This is a genomic window from Pseudomonas sp. NUPR-002 (assembly GCF_056322725.1).
Window position 1 is genome coordinate 507,501 of sequence record NZ_CM150476.1, and the last position, 18,784, is coordinate 526,284.

An 18,784-nucleotide genomic window follows, 5' to 3' on the forward strand; every position below is an offset into this window, starting at 1 on the left:
CGCTGGGTATAGACCCGAAACCGGGCGATCTATCCATGGGCAGGTTGAAGGTTAGGTAACACTGACTGGAGGACCGAACCGACTACCGTTGAAAAGTTAGCGGATGACCTGTGGATCGGAGTGAAAGGCTAATCAAGCTCGGAGATAGCTGGTTCTCCTCGAAAGCTATTTAGGTAGCGCCTCATGTATCACTGTAGGGGGTAGAGCACTGTTTCGGCTAGGGGGTCATCCCGACTTACCAAACCGATGCAAACTCCGAATACCTACAAGTGCCGAGCATGGGAGACACACGGCGGGTGCTAACGTCCGTCGTGAAAAGGGAAACAACCCAGACCGTCAGCTAAGGTCCCAAAGTCATGGTTAAGTGGGAAACGATGTGGGAAGGCTTAGACAGCTAGGAGGTTGGCTTAGAAGCAGCCACCCTTTAAAGAAAGCGTAATAGCTCACTAGTCGAGTCGGCCTGCGCGGAAGATGTAACGGGGCTCAAACCATGCACCGAAGCTACGGGTGTCACTTAGGTGACGCGGTAGAGGAGCGTTCTGTAAGCCTGTGAAGGTGAGTTGAGAAGCTTGCTGGAGGTATCAGAAGTGCGAATGCTGACATGAGTAACGACAATGGGAGTGAAAAACTCCCACGCCGAAAGACCAAGGTTTCCTGCGCAACGTTAATCGACGCAGGGTTAGTCGGTCCCTAAGGCGAGGCTGAAAAGCGTAGTCGATGGAAAACAGGTTAATATTCCTGTACTTCTAGTTATTGCGATGGAGGGACGGAGAAGGCTAGGCCAGCTTGGCGTTGGTTGTCCAAGTTTAAGGTGGTAGGCTGAGATCTTAGGTAAATCCGGGATCTTAAGGCCGAGAGCTGATGACGAGTTGCCTTTAGGCGACGAAGTGGTTGATGCCATGCTTCCAAGAAAAGCTTCTAAGCTTCAGATAACTAGGAACCGTACCCCAAACCGACACAGGTGGTTGGGTAGAGAATACCAAGGCGCTTGAGAGAACTCGGGTGAAGGAACTAGGCAAAATGGCACCGTAACTTCGGGAGAAGGTGCGCCGGTGAGGGTGAAGGACTTGCTCCGTAAGCCCATGCCGGTCGAAGATACCAGGCCGCTGCGACTGTTTATTAAAAACACAGCACTCTGCAAACACGAAAGTGGACGTATAGGGTGTGACGCCTGCCCGGTGCCGGAAGGTTAATTGATGGGGTTAGCTAACGCGAAGCTCTTGATCGAAGCCCCGGTAAACGGCGGCCGTAACTATAACGGTCCTAAGGTAGCGAAATTCCTTGTCGGGTAAGTTCCGACCTGCACGAATGGCGTAACGATGGCGGCGCTGTCTCCACCCGAGACTCAGTGAAATTGAAATCGCTGTGAAGATGCAGTGTATCCGCGGCTAGACGGAAAGACCCCGTGAACCTTTACTATAGCTTTGCACTGGACTTTGAATTTGCTTGTGTAGGATAGGTGGGAGGCTTTGAAGCGTGGACGCCAGTTCGCGTGGAGCCATCCTTGAAATACCACCCTGGCAACTTTGAGGTTCTAACTCAGGTCCGTTATCCGGATCGAGGACAGTGTATGGTGGGTAGTTTGACTGGGGCGGTCTCCTCCTAAAGAGTAACGGAGGAGTACGAAGGTGCGCTCAGACCGGTCGGAAATCGGTCGTAGAGTATAAAGGCAAAAGCGCGCTTGACTGCGAGACAGACACGTCGAGCAGGTACGAAAGTAGGTCTTAGTGATCCGGTGGTTCTGTATGGAAGGGCCATCGCTCAACGGATAAAAGGTACTCCGGGGATAACAGGCTGATACCGCCCAAGAGTTCATATCGACGGCGGTGTTTGGCACCTCGATGTCGGCTCATCACATCCTGGGGCTGAAGCCGGTCCCAAGGGTATGGCTGTTCGCCATTTAAAGTGGTACGCGAGCTGGGTTTAGAACGTCGTGAGACAGTTCGGTCCCTATCTGCCGTGGACGTTTGAGATTTGAGAGGGGCTGCTCCTAGTACGAGAGGACCGGAGTGGACGAACCTCTGGTGTTCCGGTTGTCACGCCAGTGGCATTGCCGGGTAGCTATGTTCGGGAGAGATAACCGCTGAAAGCATCTAAGCGGGAAACTTGCCTCAAGATGAGATCTCACTGGAGCCTTGAGCTCCCTGAAGGGCCGTCGAAGACTACGACGTTGATAGGTTGGGTGTGTAAGCGCTGTGAGGCGTTGAGCTAACCAATACTAATTGCCCGTGAGGCTTGACCATATAACACCCAAGCAATCTGCAGCGCAGATTGTGGTGGTGAAGACGAAAGTCACCGAAAGTTTGCAAAACCACAGAGTCACATACCCAATTCGCTGGAGTGTCTAACAAGACCTTCTGGCAACAGAATTTCTTGACGACCATAGAGCATTGGAACCACCTGATCCCATCCCGAACTCAGCAGTGAAACGATGCATCGCCGATGGTAGTGTGGGGTTTCCCCATGTGAGAGTAGGTCATCGTCAAGATTAAATTCCGAAACCCCTATCTGCGCATGCAGGTAGGGGTTTTGTCTTTCCGCCGACCAAAATCTGCTGGGATGGGCTTCTTCTTGTGGGAGCGGGCTTGCCCCGCGATCTCAATCTGCCTGACACACCGCATCGCGGCTCCAGCCAGGCCGCCGAGCCTACTGTTTTCTATGCAATCCCCGCCTGCATGGCTATCATGCCAGCCTCATTACGATTCGAGATTGGCATGCTGAAGTTGTTGAAGCTCCTCGCGGATGGTCGGTTCCATTCCGGGCAGGACCTGGGGGTCGCCCTTGGCGTCAGTCGTAGTGCTGTCTGGAAGCAGTTGCAGCACCTCGAGGCCGAGCTGAATCTACCTATTCATAAGGTCCGTGGTCGTGGCTATCAGTTGGCGAAGCCGCTGGCCTTGCTGGAGGAGTCGGCAATCGTCGAGCACTCGCAAGGTGAGTGTTGGCCAGCACTTATCTTTGACAGCATCGATTCGACCAACGCCCAGGCCTTGCGCGCAATTGCTGAAGGCCAGGTTGCCCCCTTCCTGGTGCTGGCCGAGCGCCAGACTGCAGGTCGCGGACGCCGTGGGCGGCAGTGGGCCAGTCCTTTTGCTGAAAACCTCTACTACAGTCTGGTGCTGCGTATCGATGGCGGTATGCGCCAGCTCGAAGGGTTGAGTCTGGTTGTGGGGCTTGCGGTCTTGCGTACGTTGCAATCATTTGCAGTCGCTGAAGCCGGCTTGAAGTGGCCGAACGACATCTTGGTCAACAACCATAAGATTGCTGGCATCCTCCTGGAGCTCGTCGGTGATCCAGCAGATGTTTGTCATGTTGTGCTGGGGATCGGCATTAACGTGAATATGTTGGCTACCGAGGAGGTCGATCAGCAGTGGACTTCTGTATGCCGTGAGACGGGTGCCGCAATCGATCGCAACCTATTGGTCGCCAGGCTCAATGACAGCTTGCAGGTTTACCTGGAGAAGCATCGGCAATCCGGTTTCGGCGGGTTACAGCAAGAATGGGAGCAGGCACATGTTTGGCAGGGTAGGCCGGTGTCCTTGATTGCTGGCGTCAATAAGATCGATGGTGTGGTATTGGGTATCGACGGGCAGGGTGCATTACGTCTTGCGGTCGATGGAGTAGAGAAGAGCTTCAGTGGTGGTGAGCTCAGTTTGAGGTTGCGTGATGATTCTTGAGCTCGATTGCGGTAACAGCTTTATAAAGTGGCGTGTTATCCGCAGCGCTGATGCGTCTATCGTTGCGGGTGGGGTAGTGGCCTCTGATCAGGCCCTATTGGCAGAAATCAGCGCTCTTCCTGAGGCCCCTCGACGTGGCCGCCTCGTCAGTGTTCGCAGTGAGGAGGAGACAAGCAGTCTTTCGGCGCTATTGTTCGAGCGCTTTGGGCTGCAGATATTGGTTGCCCAGCCAGCCAAAGAGGTTGGCGGTGTGCGCAACGGATATGAGGACTACCAGCGTCTTGGTCTGGATCGCTGGCTGGCAGTGCTGGGGGCATATCGCCTGGCGGCCGGTGCGTGTCTGGTCATGGACTTTGGCACGGCGGCCAAGGCTGATTTTGTCGCTGCTGATGGCGAGCACCTGGGGGGCTTCATCTGCCCGGGGATGCCATTGATGCGCAGTCAGTTGCGCACTCACACCCGACGGATTCGCTACGACGATGCGTCCGCTGAGCGAGCGTTGTCGAGTATGGCGCCCGGACGCTCAACGGTTGAAGCGGTTGAGCGGGGTTGTGTGCATATGCTGCAGGGTTTTGTGCGCTCTCAGTTGGAGCACGCGCAGGCTTTGTGGGGCAATGACTTCACCGTATTGCTGACGGGGGGCGATGCGCCTCTGGTGCAAGAGGCTGCGCCGCAGGCTCGGGTGGTGCCTGACCTGGTGTTTGTTGGTCTGGCAATGGCTTGTCCCCTGGACTGAGGTGATTATGCGCTGGTTGTTTCTGTTGTTGGTGGTGCTCAATGGCGTCTATTACGTCTGGCATCAGCAGGAGGCGCCCTTGAAGGTTAAAGAGGTAGCGCCGCTATCGCTGTATAAGGGCAGTCAGCAGGATATTCATCTGCTCAGCGAGTCGCAGCAGGGTAAACCGTCTTCCAAGCGGGGGGCGGAGTGCCTCTATATAGGTGGCTTGGACACCCAGGAGCAGCTCAATGCCTTGCGTCAGCGACTCCTTACTCTGGATGTGGTCGCGCGGCAGGTGTCTGGTCGGCTGGGTGATGCGACGGGTTTGTGGCTGCAAATTTCACCTCGGAGCCAGCGTTTGCTGGACCAAACCCTGCTTTCCAGTCTTTCCAACGATTTCAAAGACTTAAAACATAAAATAATGTTGTGCGAGGGTGTTGCAACCGTCGAATAGTTTGCATAGAATGGCGCCCGCTCCACAGGGAACACCACTAGATGGATATCTGTGAAGCGCTGTCAAATTAGCTAACCTCAAGATTTTAATGAGAAAAAGCTTGACAGAAGGACGGCAAGAGTTGAAAATGCCGCCCACGTTCAGGAGGGGTTCCCGAGCGGCCAAAGGGATCAGACTGTAAATCTGACGTCTACGACTTCGAAGGTTCGAATCCTTCCCCCTCCACCAGTTTAGCGAGAGCAGCTAGCTCCGCGGGTATAGTTTAGTGGTAGAACCTCAGCCTTCCAAGCTGATGATGCGGGTTCGATTCCCGCTACCCGCTCCAAGTTTGCTGTTGTTGCACAGTGTTACGCTCTTGTAGCTCAGTTGGTAGAGCACACCCTTGGTAAGGGTGAGGTCAGCGGTTCAAATCCGCTCAAGAGCTCCATATAACAAGGCAGATATGAAAATATCTGCCTTTGTTTTAATGGCTGTACCAACCTGCTTATTTCTTCTTGTTGAGGACTGTCTCGATGGCTAAGGAAAAGTTTGATCGTAGTCTGCCGCACGTTAACGTCGGCACCATTGGTCACGTTGACCATGGCAAGACCACGCTGACCGCAGCGCTTACTCGCGTCTGCTCCGAAGTTTTCGGTTCGGCTGTTGTTGAATTCGACAAGATCGACAGCGCTCCAGAAGAGAAGGCTCGCGGCATTACCATTAATACCGCGCACGTTGAGTACAACTCGAATATTCGTCACTACGCTCACGTTGACTGCCCAGGTCACGCTGACTACGTGAAGAACATGATCACCGGTGCTGCCCAGATGGACGGCGCGATCCTGGTTTGCTCGGCCGCCGATGGTCCGATGCCGCAAACCCGTGAGCACATCCTGCTGTCCCGTCAGGTTGGCGTTCCGTACATCGTGGTCTTCCTGAACAAGGCTGACCTGGTAGACGACGCTGAGCTGCTGGAACTGGTCGAGATGGAAGTTCGCGACCTGCTGTCCACCTACGACTTCCCAGGCGACGACACCCCGATCATCATCGGTTCGGCTCGTATGGCGCTGGAAGGCAAAGACGACAACGAAATGGGCACCACCGCTGTCAAGCGTCTGGTTGAAACTCTGGACAGCTACATCCCAGAGCCAGAGCGTGCTATCGACAAGCCGTTCCTGATGCCAATCGAAGACGTATTCTCGATCTCGGGTCGTGGTACCGTTGTTACCGGTCGTATCGAGCGTGGTATCGTCCGCGTTCAAGACGCTCTGGAAATCGTTGGTCTGCGTGACACCTCCACCACCACCTGCACCGGTGTTGAGATGTTCCGTAAGCTGCTGGACGAAGGCCGTGCTGGCGAGAACTGCGGCGTTCTGCTGCGTGGCACCAAGCGTGACGACGTTGAGCGTGGTCAGGTTCTGGTCAAGCCAGGTTCGGTTAAGCCGCACACCAAGTTCACCGCAGAAGTTTACGTTCTGAGCAAGGAAGAAGGCGGCCGTCACACTCCGTTCTTCAAAGGCTACCGTCCACAGTTCTACTTCCGTACTACTGACGTGACTGGTAACTGCGAGCTGCCAGAAGGCGTTGAAATGGTAATGCCAGGTGACAACATCCAGATGACTGTCACTCTGATCAAAACCATCGCAATGGAAGATGGTCTGCGTTTCGCTATCCGTGAAGGCGGTCGTACCGTCGGCGCTGGCGTCGTAGCAAAGATTATCGAATAAGTAGTTGATTTCTCTCGATCAGGTCGGCATAATGGCCGGCCTGATAAGCTTTTAGGTCAGTAGCTCAATTGGCAGAGCGACGGTCTCCAAAACCGTAGGTTGGGGGTTCGATTCCCTCCTGACCTGCCAGATTCACCTCGTGTGTCTGGCTTTCTTTTCACAGGATCTTCCTAGATGACTCCCAAGGCTGAAGCCCAAGACTCTCGTTTTGATCTGCTCAAGTGGCTGGCTGTTGTCGCTTTGGTAGTTGTTGGTGTTGTAGGTAATCTTTATTACTCTGCTTCGCCGATTCTGTATCGCGTACTCGCTCTGCTTGTTCTTGCTGCGGCTGCTGGCTTTATCGCCTTGCAGACCGTCAAGGGTAAGTCGTTCTTTACGCTGGTGAAGGAAGCTCGCACCGAGATTCGTAAAGTCGTATGGCCAACCCGCCAAGAAACCACGCAAACCACGCTCATCGTAGTGGCGGTTGTTCTGGTGATGGCGCTGCTGCTGTGGGGTCTTGACTCCCTGCTGGGTTGGTTGATTTCCTTGATTGTTGGCTAAGGGTGTCCCGTGGCTAAGCGTTGGTACGTTGTGCATGCTTACTCGGGTTACGAGAAGCATGTAATGCGCTCGCTGATCGAGCGCGTAAAGCTGGCTGGCATGGAAGACGGTTTCGGCGAAATTCTGGTCCCGACTGAAGAAGTCGTTGAGATGCGCAATGGCCAGAAGCGCAAGAGCGAGCGTAAGTTCTTCCCAGGTTACGTGCTGGTTCAGATGGACATGAACGAAGGTACTTGGCACTTGGTCAAAGATACCCCTCGTGTCATGGGCTTCATTGGTGGTACCGCAGACAAGCCTGCGCCGATCACCGACAAAGAAGCTGAGGCTATCTTGCGTCGTGTTGCTGATGGCAGCGACAAGCCTAAGCCGAAGACCTTGTTCGAGCCGGGCGAAGTGGTCCGCGTAATTGACGGTCCGTTTGCCGATTTCAACGGTACTGTTGAAGAAGTTAACTACGAAAAGAGCCGGATCCAAGTGGCCGTGCTTATTTTCGGACGCTCTACCCCGGTAGAGCTCGAGTTCAGCCAGGTCGAAAAGGTCTAGCAGAACAACGCATCCCATACCCCGCAGCCCTATGTGCTGCGGGGTTTTGTCGTCACTGGGATAAAACGCAAGTAATCCGGGGAGCCTTCAGGCGTTCGTACCCGATATTGGAGTAGCTCATGGCTAAGAAGATTCAGGCTTACATCAAGCTGCAAGTAAAGGCCGGCCAGGCCAACCCAAGCCCACCCGTTGGTCCAGCACTGGGTCAACACGGTGTGAACATCATGGAATTCTGCAAGGCCTTCAACGCCCGTACTCAGGGTCAAGAAGCCGGCCTGCCGACTCCTGTGATCATCACTGTTTACAGTGACCGCAGCTTCACCTTCGAAACCAAAAGCACCCCTGCTTCGGTTCTGCTGAAGAAAGCAGCTGGCCTGACCAGCGGTTCTGCACGTCCGAACACCGTTAAAGTCGGTACTGTGACCCGTGCTCAGCTGGAAGAGATCGCAAAAACCAAAAGTGCTGATCTGACTGCCGCTGACCTGGATGCAGCCGTGCGTACTATCGCCGGTTCTGCTCGCAGCATGGGCCTCAACGTGGAGGGTGTGTAATGGCTAAGCTGACCAAGCGCCAAAAGGCCATTGCTTCGAAGCTCGAAGCTGGCAAAGTCTACAACTTCGAAGAAGCAGCAAACCTGCTGGCCGAACTGTCCACCGTGAAGTTCAGCGAATCCTTCGACGTTGCCGTCAACCTCGGCGTTGACCCACGTAAATCCGACCAAGTCGTTCGTAGCGCTACTGTGCTGCCACACGGCACTGGCAAGACTGTACGTGTAGCTGTCTTCACCCAGGGTCCAGCTGCTGAGGCCGCTCTGGCTGCCGGCGCTGACCGTGTAGGTATGGACGATCTGGCTGCCGAAATGAAAGGCGGCGACCTGAACTATGACGTCGTTATTGCTTCCCCGGACGCAATGCGTGTTGTAGGTCAGCTGGGTCAGGTTCTGGGTCCACGCGGCCTGATGCCTAACCCGAAAGTCGGCACCGTAACTCCAGACGTAGCCACCGCGGTTAAAAACGCCAAGGCTGGTCAGGTTCGCTACCGTACCGACAAAAACGGCATCATCCACACCTCCGTTGGCAAAGTCGGCTTTGAAGCTGGCAAGCTGAAGGAAAACGTTGAAGCCCTGATCGCTGATCTGAAGCGTATCAAGCCAGCTTCCTCGAAAGGTATCTACGTCAAGCGCGTTACCCTGAGCACCACCATGGGTCCAGGCCTGGTCATCGACCAGGGCTCGCTGAGCGCGTAAGACAAAACCGGCGCGAGCGATCGCGCCAGTTTGAAAAAATTGGGGTCCCTGCCTGGCGGGGGCTATCCAAGACCGTAGGCGGCGCAAGCCTTAAACCTTAAGCCTACGCAGATGGTGCTCCCGATTCCTTACCGAATCAGACACCAAAACGACATCCGGCTTCGGCCAGATGAAACGGTAACAAGCAGGAGTTTTACCCGTGGCAATTAGACTCGAAGACAAGAAGGCCATCGTCGCTGAAGTCAACGAGGCTGCCAAAGTCGCTCTGTCCGCTGTTGTGGCTGATGCCCGTGGCGTGACTGTAGGCGCAATGACCGGACTCCGTAAAGAGGCTCGTGAAGCTGGCGTATACGTACGTGTCGTACGTAACACCCTGCTCAAGCGCGCTGTTGCTGACACTGAATTCAGTGTCCTCAACGACGCCTTCACTGGCCCGACCCTGATCGCTTTCTCCAACGAGCACCCGGGCGCTGCTGCCCGTCTGTTCAAAGAGTTCGCCAAGGGTCAGAGCAAGTTCGAGATCAAGGCAGCTGCGTTTGACGGCAAGTTCATTGCCGCTAACGAAATCGACGTGTTGGCTACCCTGCCAACTCGCGACGAGGCTATCGCGAAGCTGATGAGCGTCATCCAGGGCGCTACCAGCAAGCTGGCTCGTACTCTGGCAGCTATTCGCGACCAGAAAGAAGCTACTGCTGCCTAAGGCACAGAAAGCGCTTTCTAAATCACATGTTTAATTTGATGGCTGCATAAGCTGTCACCCCAATACAGGATTCAAGTCATGTCTCTGACTAACGAACAAATCATCGAAGCAATCGGCCAGAAAACCGTTCTGGAAGTTGTTGAGCTGATCAAAGCGATGGAAGAAACCTTCGGTGTTACCGCTGCTGTTGCCGCTGCTGGCCCAGCTGCTGCCGCTGCCGTTGTTGAAGAGCAAACCGAGTTCAACGTTGTTCTGGCCGCTGCTGGCGAGAAGAAAGTCAACGTGATCAAGGCTGTTCGTGAAATCACCGGTCTGGGCCTGAAAGAAGCCAAAGAGAAAGTTGACGGCGCTCCTGCTGTCATCGCTGAAGGCGTTTCGAAAGAAGCCGCTGAAGACGCGAAGAAGAAGCTGGAAGAAGCAGGCGCTACTGTCGAGCTGAAGTAATCTCGACTTTGCGACTCCAGCCGGAGCGTTAAGCAAACGGCTGACGGCTGGTGGCTTTTGCCACCGGCCTTTTTCCGTTATTGGTGGTCGATCAGGTCGGCCCCGATAACGAGCGGTAACCACCGAATGGGTGGCGCAAACCATGGGGTTTGCACGATTTTCTGGCTGCTCCCGTCGGGAGAAGCCAAACAAGCAGGTGACCAAGCTGGGGAACGCTGATGGCTTACTCATACACTGAGAAAAAACGTATCCGCAAGGACTTTAGCAAGTTGCCGGACGTCATGGATGTGCCTTACCTCCTGGCCATCCAGCTGGATTCGTATCGTGAATTCTTGCAAGCGGGAGCGACCAAAGATCAGTTCCGCGACGTGGGCCTGCATGCGGCCTTCAAATCGGTTTTCCCGATCATCAGCTACTCCGGCAATGCTGCCCTGGAGTACGTTGGCTATCGTCTGGGCGAACCGGCTTTTGATGTCAAAGAATGCGTCCTGCGCGGCGTGACCTACGCGGTTCCGCTGCGGGTAAAAGTGCGCCTGATCATTTTCGACAAAGAATCGTCGAACAAAGCGATCAAGGACATCAAAGAGCAAGAAGTCTACATGGGTGAAATCCCCCTGATGACTGAAAACGGTACCTTCGTTATCAACGGTACCGAGCGTGTAATCGTTTCCCAGCTGCACCGTTCGCCAGGTGTGTTCTTCGACCACGACCGTGGCAAGACGCACAGCTCGGGCAAGCTGCTGTACTCGGCACGTATCATTCCTTACCGCGGTTCCTGGCTGGACTTCGAGTTCGATCCGAAAGACTGTGTATTCGTCCGTATCGACCGTCGTCGTAAGCTGCCTGCTTCGGTACTGTTGCGTGCTTTGGGCTACAGCACTGAAGAAGTGCTGGACGCTTTCTACACCACCAACGTATTCCACATCTCCGGCGAGAAACTGAGCCTGGAGCTGGTGCCTCAGCGCCTGCGTGGTGAAGTTGCAGTCATGGACATCCATGACGAAACCGGTAAGGTGATTGTCGAGCAGGGTCGTCGTATTACCGCTCGTCACATCAACCAGCTGGAAAAAGCTGGCGTGAAGCAGCTCGACGTTCCAATGGAATACGTCCTGGGCCGTACCACTGCCAAGGCTATCGTTCACCCGGCGACTGGCGAAATCCTGGCCGAGTGCAACACCGAGCTGAACACCGAACTGCTGATCAAGATCGCCAAGGCGCAGGTTGTCCGTATCGAGACCCTGTACACCAACGATATCGATTGCGGTCCGTTCATCTCCGATACTCTGAAGATCGATTCCACCAGCAACCAACTGGAAGCGCTGGTCGAGATCTATCGCATGATGCGTCCTGGCGAGCCGCCAACCAAGGATGCTGCCGAGACCCTGTTCAACAACCTGTTCTTCAGCGCCGAGCGTTACGACCTGTCGGCCGTTGGCCGCATGAAGTTCAACCGTCGTATCGGTCGTACCGAGATCGAAGGTTCGGGCGTGCTGAGCAAGGAAGATATCGTCGAGGTCCTCAAGACCCTGGTTGATATCCGTAACGGCAAAGGCATCGTCGACGACATCGACCACTTGGGTAACCGTCGCGTCCGTTGTGTTGGCGAGATGGCCGAGAACCAGTTCCGCGTTGGCCTGGTGCGTGTTGAGCGCGCGGTCAAAGAGCGTCTGTCGATGGCCGAAAGCGAAGGCCTGATGCCTCAGGACCTGATCAACGCCAAGCCGGTAGCGGCCGCGGTGAAAGAGTTCTTCGGCTCCAGCCAGCTCTCGCAGTTCATGGACCAGAACAACCCGCTCTCGGAAATTACCCACAAGCGTCGTGTCTCCGCACTCGGCCCTGGTGGTCTGACCCGTGAGCGCGCAGGCTTTGAAGTCCGTGACGTACACCCGACCCACTACGGCCGTGTGTGCCCGATCGAGACCCCTGAAGGTCCGAACATCGGTCTGATCAACTCCCTGGCAGCCTATGCCCGCACCAACCAGTACGGCTTCCTGGAAAGCCCGTACCGCGTAGTGAAAGAGGGCGTGGTTACCGACGACATCGTGTTCCTGTCGGCGATTGAAGAAGCTGATCACGTTATCGCTCAGGCTTCGGCTGCGATGAACGAGAAGAAGCAACTGATCGACGAGCTGGTAGCCGTTCGTCACCTGAACGAATTCACCGTCAAGGCGCCGGAAGACGTCACCTTGATGGACGTATCGCCGAAGCAGGTAGTTTCGGTTGCTGCGTCGCTGATTCCGTTCCTCGAGCACGACGACGCCAACCGTGCGTTGATGGGTTCGAACATGCAGCGTCAGGCTGTACCTACTCTGCGTGCTGACAAGCCGCTGGTTGGTACCGGCATGGAGCGTAACGTTGCCCGTGACTCCGGCGTTTGCGTCGTGGCTCGTCGTGGCGGCGTGATCGACTCTGTCGACGCCAGCCGTATCGTGGTTCGCGTTGCTGATGACGAAGTTGAGACCGGTGAAGCCGGTGTCGACATCTACAACCTGACCAAATACACCCGTTCGAACCAGAACACCTGCATCAACCAGCGTCCGCTAGTGAGCAAAGGTGACGTGGTTCAGCGTAGCGACATCATGGCCGACGGTCCGTCCACCGATATGGGTGAGCTGGCACTGGGTCAGAACATGCGCATCGCGTTCATGGCGTGGAACGGCTTCAACTTCGAAGACTCCATCTGCCTGTCCGAGCGTGTGGTTCAGGAAGACCGCTTCACCACGATCCACATTCAGGAACTGACCTGTGTGGCCCGTGACACCAAGCTTGGCCCAGAGGAAATCACCGCGGACATCCCGAACGTCGGTGAAGCTGCGCTGAACAAGCTGGACGAAGCCGGTATCGTTTACGTAGGTGCTGAAGTTGGCGCTGGCGACATTCTGGTTGGCAAGGTCACGCCAAAAGGCGAAACCCAGCTGACGCCAGAAGAGAAGCTGCTGCGTGCAATCTTCGGTGAGAAGGCCAGCGACGTTAAAGACACCTCCCTGCGCGTGCCTACTGGCACCAAAGGTACTGTCATTGACGTACAGGTCTTCACCCGTGACGGCGTTGAGCGCGATAGCCGTGCGCTGTCCATCGAGAAGATGCAGCTCGACGAAATCCGCAAGGACCTGAACGAAGAGTTCCGTATCGTTGAAGGCGCAACCTTCGAGCGTCTGCGTTCTGCCCTGAACGGCCAGGTCGTCGACGGTGGTGCAGGCCTGAAGAAAGGCACTGTCATCACCGACGAAGTACTGGACGGTCTGGAGCACGGCCAGTGGTTCAAACTGCGTATGGCCGAAGATGCGCTGAACGAGCAACTCGAGAAGGCTCAGGCCTACATCGTTGATCGTCGCCGTCTGCTCGACGACAAGTTCGAAGACAAGAAGCGCAAGCTGCAGCAGGGCGATGACCTGGCACCGGGCGTACTGAAGATCGTCAAGGTCTACCTGGCAATCCGTCGTCGCATCCAGCCGGGCGACAAGATGGCCGGTCGTCACGGTAACAAAGGTGTGGTCTCTGTGATCATGCCGGTCGAAGACATGCCGCACGACGCCAACGGTACGCCAGTTGACGTGGTACTCAACCCTCTGGGTGTACCATCGCGTATGAACGTTGGTCAGATCCTCGAAACCCACCTTGGCCTGGCGGCTAAAGGTCTGGGCGAGAAGATCAACCGCATGCTAGAAGAGCAGCGCAAGGTTATTGAACTGCGTAAGTTCCTCACCGAGATCTACAACGAGATCGGTGGTCGTCAGGAAAGCCTGGAAGACTTCTCCGACCAGGAAATCCTGGATCTGGCGAAGAACCTCAAAGGCGGTGTGCCAATGGCCACTCCAGTCTTCGACGGTGCCAAGGAGCGCGAGATCAAGGCCATGCTGAAACTGGCAGACATGCCAGAAAGCGGTCAGATGCAGCTGTTCGACGGCCGTACCGGTAACAAGTTCGAGCGTCCAGTGACCGTTGGTTACATGTACATGCTCAAGCTGAACCACTTGGTGGACGACAAGATGCACGCGCGTTCCACTGGTTCTTATAGCCTGGTTACCCAGCAGCCGCTGGGTGGTAAGGCGCAGTTCGGTGGTCAGCGTTTCGGGGAGATGGAAGTGTGGGCGCTGGAAGCATACGGCGCGGCATACACCCTGCAAGAAATGCTCACAGTGAAGTCGGACGACGTGAACGGTCGGACCAAGATGTACAAAAACATCGTGGACGGCGATCACCGTATGGAGCCGGGCATGCCCGAGTCCTTCAACGTGTTGATCAAAGAGATCCGTTCGCTCGGTATCGATATCGATCTGGAAACCGAATAACACGTGACGCGAATCGGGAGTGTGGCTGAAAAGCCCACTCCCTGCTCCGCCAGGAGGAAAGGCCTTGAAAGACCTACTGAATTTGCTGAAAAACCAGGGTCAAGTCGAAGAGTTCGACGCCATCCGTATCGGATTGGCCTCGCCTGAGATGATCCGTTCGTGGTCGTTCGGTGAAGTTAAAAAGCCGGAAACCATCAACTACCGTACGTTCAAGCCTGAGCGTGACGGCCTGTTCTGCGCCAAGATCTTTGGCCCAGTCAAGGACTACGAGTGCCTGTGCGGTAAGTACAAGCGCCTGAAACACCGTGGCGTCATCTGTGAGAAGTGCGGCGTTGAAGTCGCCCTGGCCAAGGTTCGTCGTGAGCGCATGGCGCACATCGAACTGGCCTCTCCAGTTGCTCACATCTGGTTCCTGAAATCGCTGCCGTCCCGTATCGGCCTGCTGATGGACATGACCCTGCGTGATATCGAGCGCGTTCTCTACTTCGAGAGCTATGTCGTTATCGATCCGGGCATGACCACGCTGGAAAAAGGTCAACTGCTCAACGACGAGCAGTATTTCGAAGCGCTGGAAGAGTTCGGTGATGACTTCGACGCCCGCATGGGTGCCGAGGCTGTCCGCGAGCTGCTGCACGCTATCGACCTGGAGCACGAGATCGGCCGCCTGCGCGAAGAGATTCCGCAGACCAACTCGGAAACCAAGATCAAGAAGCTGTCCAAGCGTCTGAAACTGATGGAAGCCTTCCAGGGCTCGGGCAACCTGCCTGAGTGGATGGTCCTGACCGTTCTGCCGGTTCTGCCGCCAGACCTGCGTCCATTGGTTCCGCTTGATGGCGGTCGCTTCGCGACTTCTGACCTGAACGATCTGTATCGTCGGGTGATCAACCGTAACAACCGTCTGAAGCGCCTGCTCGACCTGTCCGCGCCGGACATCATCGTGCGCAACGAAAAGCGCATGCTGCAGGAAGCTGTCGATGCCTTGCTGGATAACGGCCGTCGCGGCCGTGCCATCACCGGTTCGAACAAGCGTCCTCTGAAGTCCCTGGCCGACATGATCAAGGGTAAGCAAGGTCGTTTCCGTCAGAACTTGCTCGGTAAGCGTGTTGACTACTCTGGCCGTTCGGTAATTACCGTAGGTCCGACCCTGCGTCTGCATCAGTGCGGTCTGCCGAAGAAGATGGCTCTGGAGCTGTTCAAACCGTTCATTTTCGGCAAGCTGGAAATGCGTGGTCTGGCGACCACCATCAAAGCTGCCAAGAAGATGGTCGAGCGCGAGCTGCCAGAGGTGTGGGACGTTCTCGCTGAAGTGATTCGCGAACACCCCGTACTGCTCAACCGTGCACCGACCCTTCACCGTCTGGGTATCCAGGCCTTTGAACCGGTACTGATCGAAGGTAAAGCTATTCAGCTGCACCCGCTGGTCTGTGCTGCGTACAACGCCGACTTCGACGGTGACCAAATGGCCGTTCACGTGCCGCTGACGCTGGAAGCCCAGCTCGAAGCGCGCGCGCTGATGATGTCGACCAACAACATTCTGTCGCCAGCTAACGGTGAGCCAATCATCGTTCCGTCGCAGGACGTTGTATTGGGTCTGTACTACATGACCCGTGAAGCCATCAATGCCAAGGGCGAAGGTCGCGTATTTGCTGACCTGCAGGAAGTCGACCGCGTATTCCGCGCCGGCGAAGCTGCCCTGCACGCCAAGATCAAGGTTCGTATCAACGAAACCGTTAATGATCGTGATGGCGGCAGCGTCAAGAACACCCGTATTGTCGACACCACTGTCGGCCGTGCACTGCTGTTCCAGGTTGTACCACCAGGTCTGTCGTACGACGTGGTCAACCAGCCAATGAAGAAAAAGGCGATCTCCAAACTGATCAACCAGTGCTACCGCGTGGTTGGTTTGAAAGAGACCGTGATCTTCGCTGACCAGCTGATGTACACCGGTTTTGCCTACTCGACCATCTCCGGCGTCTCCATCGGCGTTAACGACTTCGTTATCCCGGACGAGAAAGCCCGCATCATCGGTACCGCTACCGACGAAGTGAAAGAGATCGAGAGCCAGTACGCCTCCGGCCTGGTAACCCAGGGCGAGAAGTACAACAAAGTAATCGACTTGTGGTCCAAGGCGAACGACGAAGTTTCCAAGGCGATGATGGCCAACCTCTCGAAAGAGAAAGTCATCGACCGTCATGGCGACGAAGTCGAGCAAGAGTCCTTCAACTCGATGTACATGATGGCTGACTCCGGTGCCCGGGGTTCGGCAGCTCAGATTCGTCAGCTGGCCGGTATGCGTGGTCTGATGGCCAAGCCGGACGGCTCGATCATCGAGACGCCGATCACCGCGAACTTCCGTGAAGGTCTGAGCGTACTTCAGTACTTCATCTCGACTCACGGTGCTCGTAAAGGTCTGGCGGATACCGCGTTGAAAACCGCGAACTCCGGTTACCTGACCCGTCGTCTGGTAGACGTTGCCCAGGATCTGGTTGTTACCGAGATCGACTGTGGCACCGAGCAAGGCCTGCTGATGACGCCGCACATTGAAGGCGGTGATGTAGTAGAGCCGCTGGGTGAGCGTGTACTGGGTCGTGTTATCGCCCGTGACGTGTTCAAGCCAGGCACCGACGATGTCATCGTTCCGGCCGGTACCCTGGTCGACGAGAAGTGGGTTGAGTTCATCGAGCTGAACAGCATCGACGAAGTGATCGTGCGTTCGCCGATCAGCTGCGAAACTCGCTACGGCATCTGCGCCAAGTGCTACGGCCGTGACCTGGCTCGCGGTCACCAGGTGAACATCGGTGAAGCTGTCGGCGTTATCGCTGCTCAGTCGATCGGTGAGCCGGGTACTCAGCTGACCATGCGTACGTTCCACATCGGTGGTGCTGCAAGCCGTACCTCGGCTGCCGACAGCGTCCAGGTGAAGAACGGCGGTATGGTGCGTCTGCACAACCTGAAGCAGGTTGAGCGTGCTGACGGTAACCTGGTTGCCGTATCGCGTTCCGGTGAGTTGGCGATTGCCGACGAATTCGGTCGTGAGCGTGAGCGCTACAAGCTGCCTTACGGTGCGGTAATTTCGGTGAAGGAAGGCGACAAGGTCGACGCTGGCGCAATCGTCGCCAAGTGGGACCCGCACACCCACCCGATCGTTACCGAAATGAAAGGTACCGTGACCTTCGTGGGCATGGAAGAAGGCATCACCATCAAGCGTCAGACTGACGAATTGACTGGTTTGACCAACATTGAAGTTCTGGACGTCAAAGACCGTCCGGCTGCAGGTAAGGAAATCCGTCCTGCAATCAAGATGGTCGACGCCAATGGCAAAGACTTGCTGCTGCCAGGTACCGACGTACCGGCTCAGTACTTCCTGCCGGCGAACGCTCTGGTTGGTGTGGCTGACGGTGCTCAGATCGGCGTTGGTGACGTTATTGCGCGTATTCCGCAAGAAACGTCGAAAACCCGTGACATCACCGGTGGTCTGCCGCGCGTTGCTGACCTGTTCGAAGCGCGCCGTCCGAAAGAAGCGTCGATTCTGGCTGAAGTCAGCGGCACCATCGCCTTCGGTAAAGAGACCAAGGGCAAGCGCCGTCTGGTCATTACCCCGAACGATGGTAGCGATCCGTACGAAGAGCTGATTCCGAAGTGGCGTCACCTGAACGTCTTCGAAGGCGAACAAGTGAACCGCGGCGAAGTTATCTCCGACGGTCCTAGCGATCCGCACGACATCCTGCGTCTGCTGGGTGTGAGCGCGCTGGCCAAGTACATCGTCAACGAGATTCAGGACGTTTACCGTCTGCAAGGCGTGAAGATCAACGATAAGCACATCGAGACCATCCTGCGTCAGATGCTGCGTAAAGTTGAGATCACCGAGTCGGGTGACTCCAGCTTCATCAAGGGCGACCAGATGGAACTGACCCAGGTACTGGTAGAGAACGAGCGTCTGGCGACTGAAGATAAGTTCATCTCCAAGTTCTCGCGCGTACTGCTGGGTATCACCAAGGCCTCGCTGTCCACCGAGTCGTTCATCTCGGCGGCCTCCTTCCAGGAGACCACCCGTGTTCTGACCGAAGCGGCGGTAACTGGCAAGCGCGACTACCTGCGCGGCCTGAAAGAAAACGTGGTCGTGGGTCGTCTGATCCCGGCCGGTACCGGTCTGGCCTACCACAGCGAGCGTAAGCGTCGCCGTGATGCCGACAAACCGCTGCGCGTAAGTGCCAGTGAGGTGGAAGCCGCACTGACCGAAGCGCTGAATTCCAGCGGTAACTGAAAGTAGGACAGGGCCCTGGCTGACCCGATCTGGTCATTGGCAACATAAATTGTTGCCGATGACTGGAGGGGGGAGGCTGGGGCCTTGTCTTGACTGGGCGCAAGATCCTCTTTAGACTCTTGTACCCCTAAATTTGGTGGGACTTCGTCCTGCCAATTTTTGCTTTTCTTGCAAGACAATAGCGTCGCAAGACAACAGTG

12 protein-coding genes, 4 tRNA genes and 2 rRNA genes (1 of these 18 running past the window's edge) are annotated in these 18,784 nt (G+C 55.9%); all 18 read left to right on the forward strand.

The genetic code is table 11. The features are described from left to right. Positions 1-2,243, forward strand: a 23S ribosomal RNA gene (locus ACVWSC_RS02270) (it extends 648 nt beyond the left edge of the window). Positions 2,244-2,372: 129 nt separating this feature from the next. Further along, positions 2,373-2,488 (forward strand): 5S ribosomal RNA (gene rrf / locus ACVWSC_RS02275). A 226-nt stretch (positions 2,489-2,714) separates the two neighbouring features. Further along, on the forward strand, positions 2,715-3,674 hold the full coding sequence (gene birA, locus ACVWSC_RS02280) for a bifunctional biotin--[acetyl-CoA-carboxylase] ligase/biotin operon repressor BirA (protein ID WP_442114243.1): 960 nt from the start codon (positions 2,715-2,717) through the stop codon (positions 3,672-3,674). Beyond that, positions 3,664-4,410 carry a pantothenate kinase gene (locus ACVWSC_RS02285; protein WP_442114244.1) on the forward strand — a complete coding sequence of 249 codons (747 nt, stop codon included), beginning with the start codon at positions 3,664-3,666 and terminating at the stop codon, positions 4,408-4,410. Before birA ends, ACVWSC_RS02285 begins: the two co-directional genes overlap by 11 nt. A gap of 7 nt (positions 4,411-4,417) precedes the next feature. After that, positions 4,418-4,846: a hypothetical protein gene (locus ACVWSC_RS02290; RefSeq protein ID WP_442111840.1), complete on the forward strand. Its 429-nt coding sequence runs from the start codon at positions 4,418-4,420 to the stop codon at positions 4,844-4,846. A 143-nt stretch (positions 4,847-4,989) separates the two neighbouring features. Then, positions 4,990-5,074, forward strand: a tRNA-Tyr gene (locus tag ACVWSC_RS02295). A gap of 23 nt (positions 5,075-5,097) precedes the next feature. Next, positions 5,098-5,171 (forward strand) — tRNA-Gly (locus ACVWSC_RS02300). A 26-nt stretch (positions 5,172-5,197) separates the two neighbouring features. Then, positions 5,198-5,273 (forward strand) — tRNA-Thr (locus tag ACVWSC_RS02305). An 85-nt stretch (positions 5,274-5,358) separates the two neighbouring features. Next, on the forward strand, positions 5,359-6,552 hold the full coding sequence (gene tuf / locus ACVWSC_RS02310; protein WP_442111841.1) for an elongation factor Tu: 1,194 nt from the start codon (positions 5,359-5,361) through the stop codon (positions 6,550-6,552). A 53-nt stretch (positions 6,553-6,605) separates the two neighbouring features. Continuing rightward, positions 6,606-6,681, forward strand: a tRNA-Trp gene (locus tag ACVWSC_RS02315). A 45-nt stretch (positions 6,682-6,726) separates the two neighbouring features. Next, positions 6,727-7,095: a preprotein translocase subunit SecE gene (gene secE, locus ACVWSC_RS02320; RefSeq protein ID WP_442111843.1), complete on the forward strand. Its 369-nt coding sequence runs from the start codon at positions 6,727-6,729 to the stop codon at positions 7,093-7,095. Positions 7,096-7,104: 9 nt separating this feature from the next. Beyond that, entirely contained in the window at positions 7,105-7,638 is a 534-nt protein-coding gene (gene nusG / locus ACVWSC_RS02325) for a transcription termination/antitermination protein NusG (RefSeq protein ID WP_010220294.1), read from the forward strand. A gap of 119 nt (positions 7,639-7,757) precedes the next feature. After that, positions 7,758-8,189 carry a 50S ribosomal protein L11 gene (gene rplK, locus ACVWSC_RS02330; RefSeq protein ID WP_442111845.1) on the forward strand — a complete coding sequence of 144 codons (432 nt, stop codon included), beginning with the start codon at positions 7,758-7,760 and terminating at the stop codon, positions 8,187-8,189. Beyond that, positions 8,189-8,884, forward strand: coding sequence for a 50S ribosomal protein L1 (rplA, locus tag ACVWSC_RS02335; RefSeq protein ID WP_442111847.1), 696 nt, complete (start codon positions 8,189-8,191; stop codon positions 8,882-8,884). The genes rplK and rplA overlap by 1 nt, the downstream gene beginning before the upstream one ends. 199 nt (positions 8,885-9,083) lie before the next feature. Next, positions 9,084-9,584, forward strand: a complete 501-nt coding sequence (gene rplJ, locus ACVWSC_RS02340; RefSeq protein WP_442111849.1) for a 50S ribosomal protein L10 — start codon at positions 9,084-9,086, stop codon at positions 9,582-9,584. A 78-nt stretch (positions 9,585-9,662) separates the two neighbouring features. Then, on the forward strand, positions 9,663-10,028 hold the full coding sequence (rplL, locus tag ACVWSC_RS02345) for a 50S ribosomal protein L7/L12 (protein WP_442111851.1): 366 nt from the start codon (positions 9,663-9,665) through the stop codon (positions 10,026-10,028). 218 nt (positions 10,029-10,246) lie between these two features. Further along, complete coding sequence (rpoB, locus tag ACVWSC_RS02350; RefSeq protein WP_442111853.1) at positions 10,247-14,320, forward strand: DNA-directed RNA polymerase subunit beta; 4,074 nt, start codon at positions 10,247-10,249, stop codon at positions 14,318-14,320. A 64-nt stretch (positions 14,321-14,384) separates the two neighbouring features. Next, positions 14,385-18,584 (forward strand): DNA-directed RNA polymerase subunit beta', encoded by a 4,200-nt coding sequence (gene rpoC / locus ACVWSC_RS02355; protein ID WP_442111855.1) that lies wholly within the window; start codon positions 14,385-14,387, stop codon positions 18,582-18,584. The last annotated feature ends 200 nt before the right edge of the window (positions 18,585-18,784 follow it).

Coding starts and splice junctions, on each gene's coding strand:
- birA (WP_442114243.1), top strand. CDS start 2,715: ATGCTGAAGTTGTTGAAGCTCCTCGCGGATGGTCGGTTCCATTCCGGG.
- ACVWSC_RS02285 (WP_442114244.1), top strand. CDS start 3,664: ATGATTCTTGAGCTCGATTGCGGTAACAGCTTTATAAAGTGGCGTGTT.
- ACVWSC_RS02290 (WP_442111840.1), top strand. CDS start 4,418: ATGCGCTGGTTGTTTCTGTTGTTGGTGGTGCTCAATGGCGTCTATTAC.
- tuf (WP_442111841.1), top strand. CDS start 5,359: ATGGCTAAGGAAAAGTTTGATCGTAGTCTGCCGCACGTTAACGTCGGC.
- secE (WP_442111843.1), top strand. CDS start 6,727: ATGACTCCCAAGGCTGAAGCCCAAGACTCTCGTTTTGATCTGCTCAAG.
- rplK (WP_442111845.1), top strand. CDS start 7,758: ATGGCTAAGAAGATTCAGGCTTACATCAAGCTGCAAGTAAAGGCCGGC.
- rplA (WP_442111847.1), top strand. CDS start 8,189: ATGGCTAAGCTGACCAAGCGCCAAAAGGCCATTGCTTCGAAGCTCGAA.
- rplL (WP_442111851.1), top strand. CDS start 9,663: ATGTCTCTGACTAACGAACAAATCATCGAAGCAATCGGCCAGAAAACC.
- rpoB (WP_442111853.1), top strand. CDS start 10,247: ATGGCTTACTCATACACTGAGAAAAAACGTATCCGCAAGGACTTTAGC.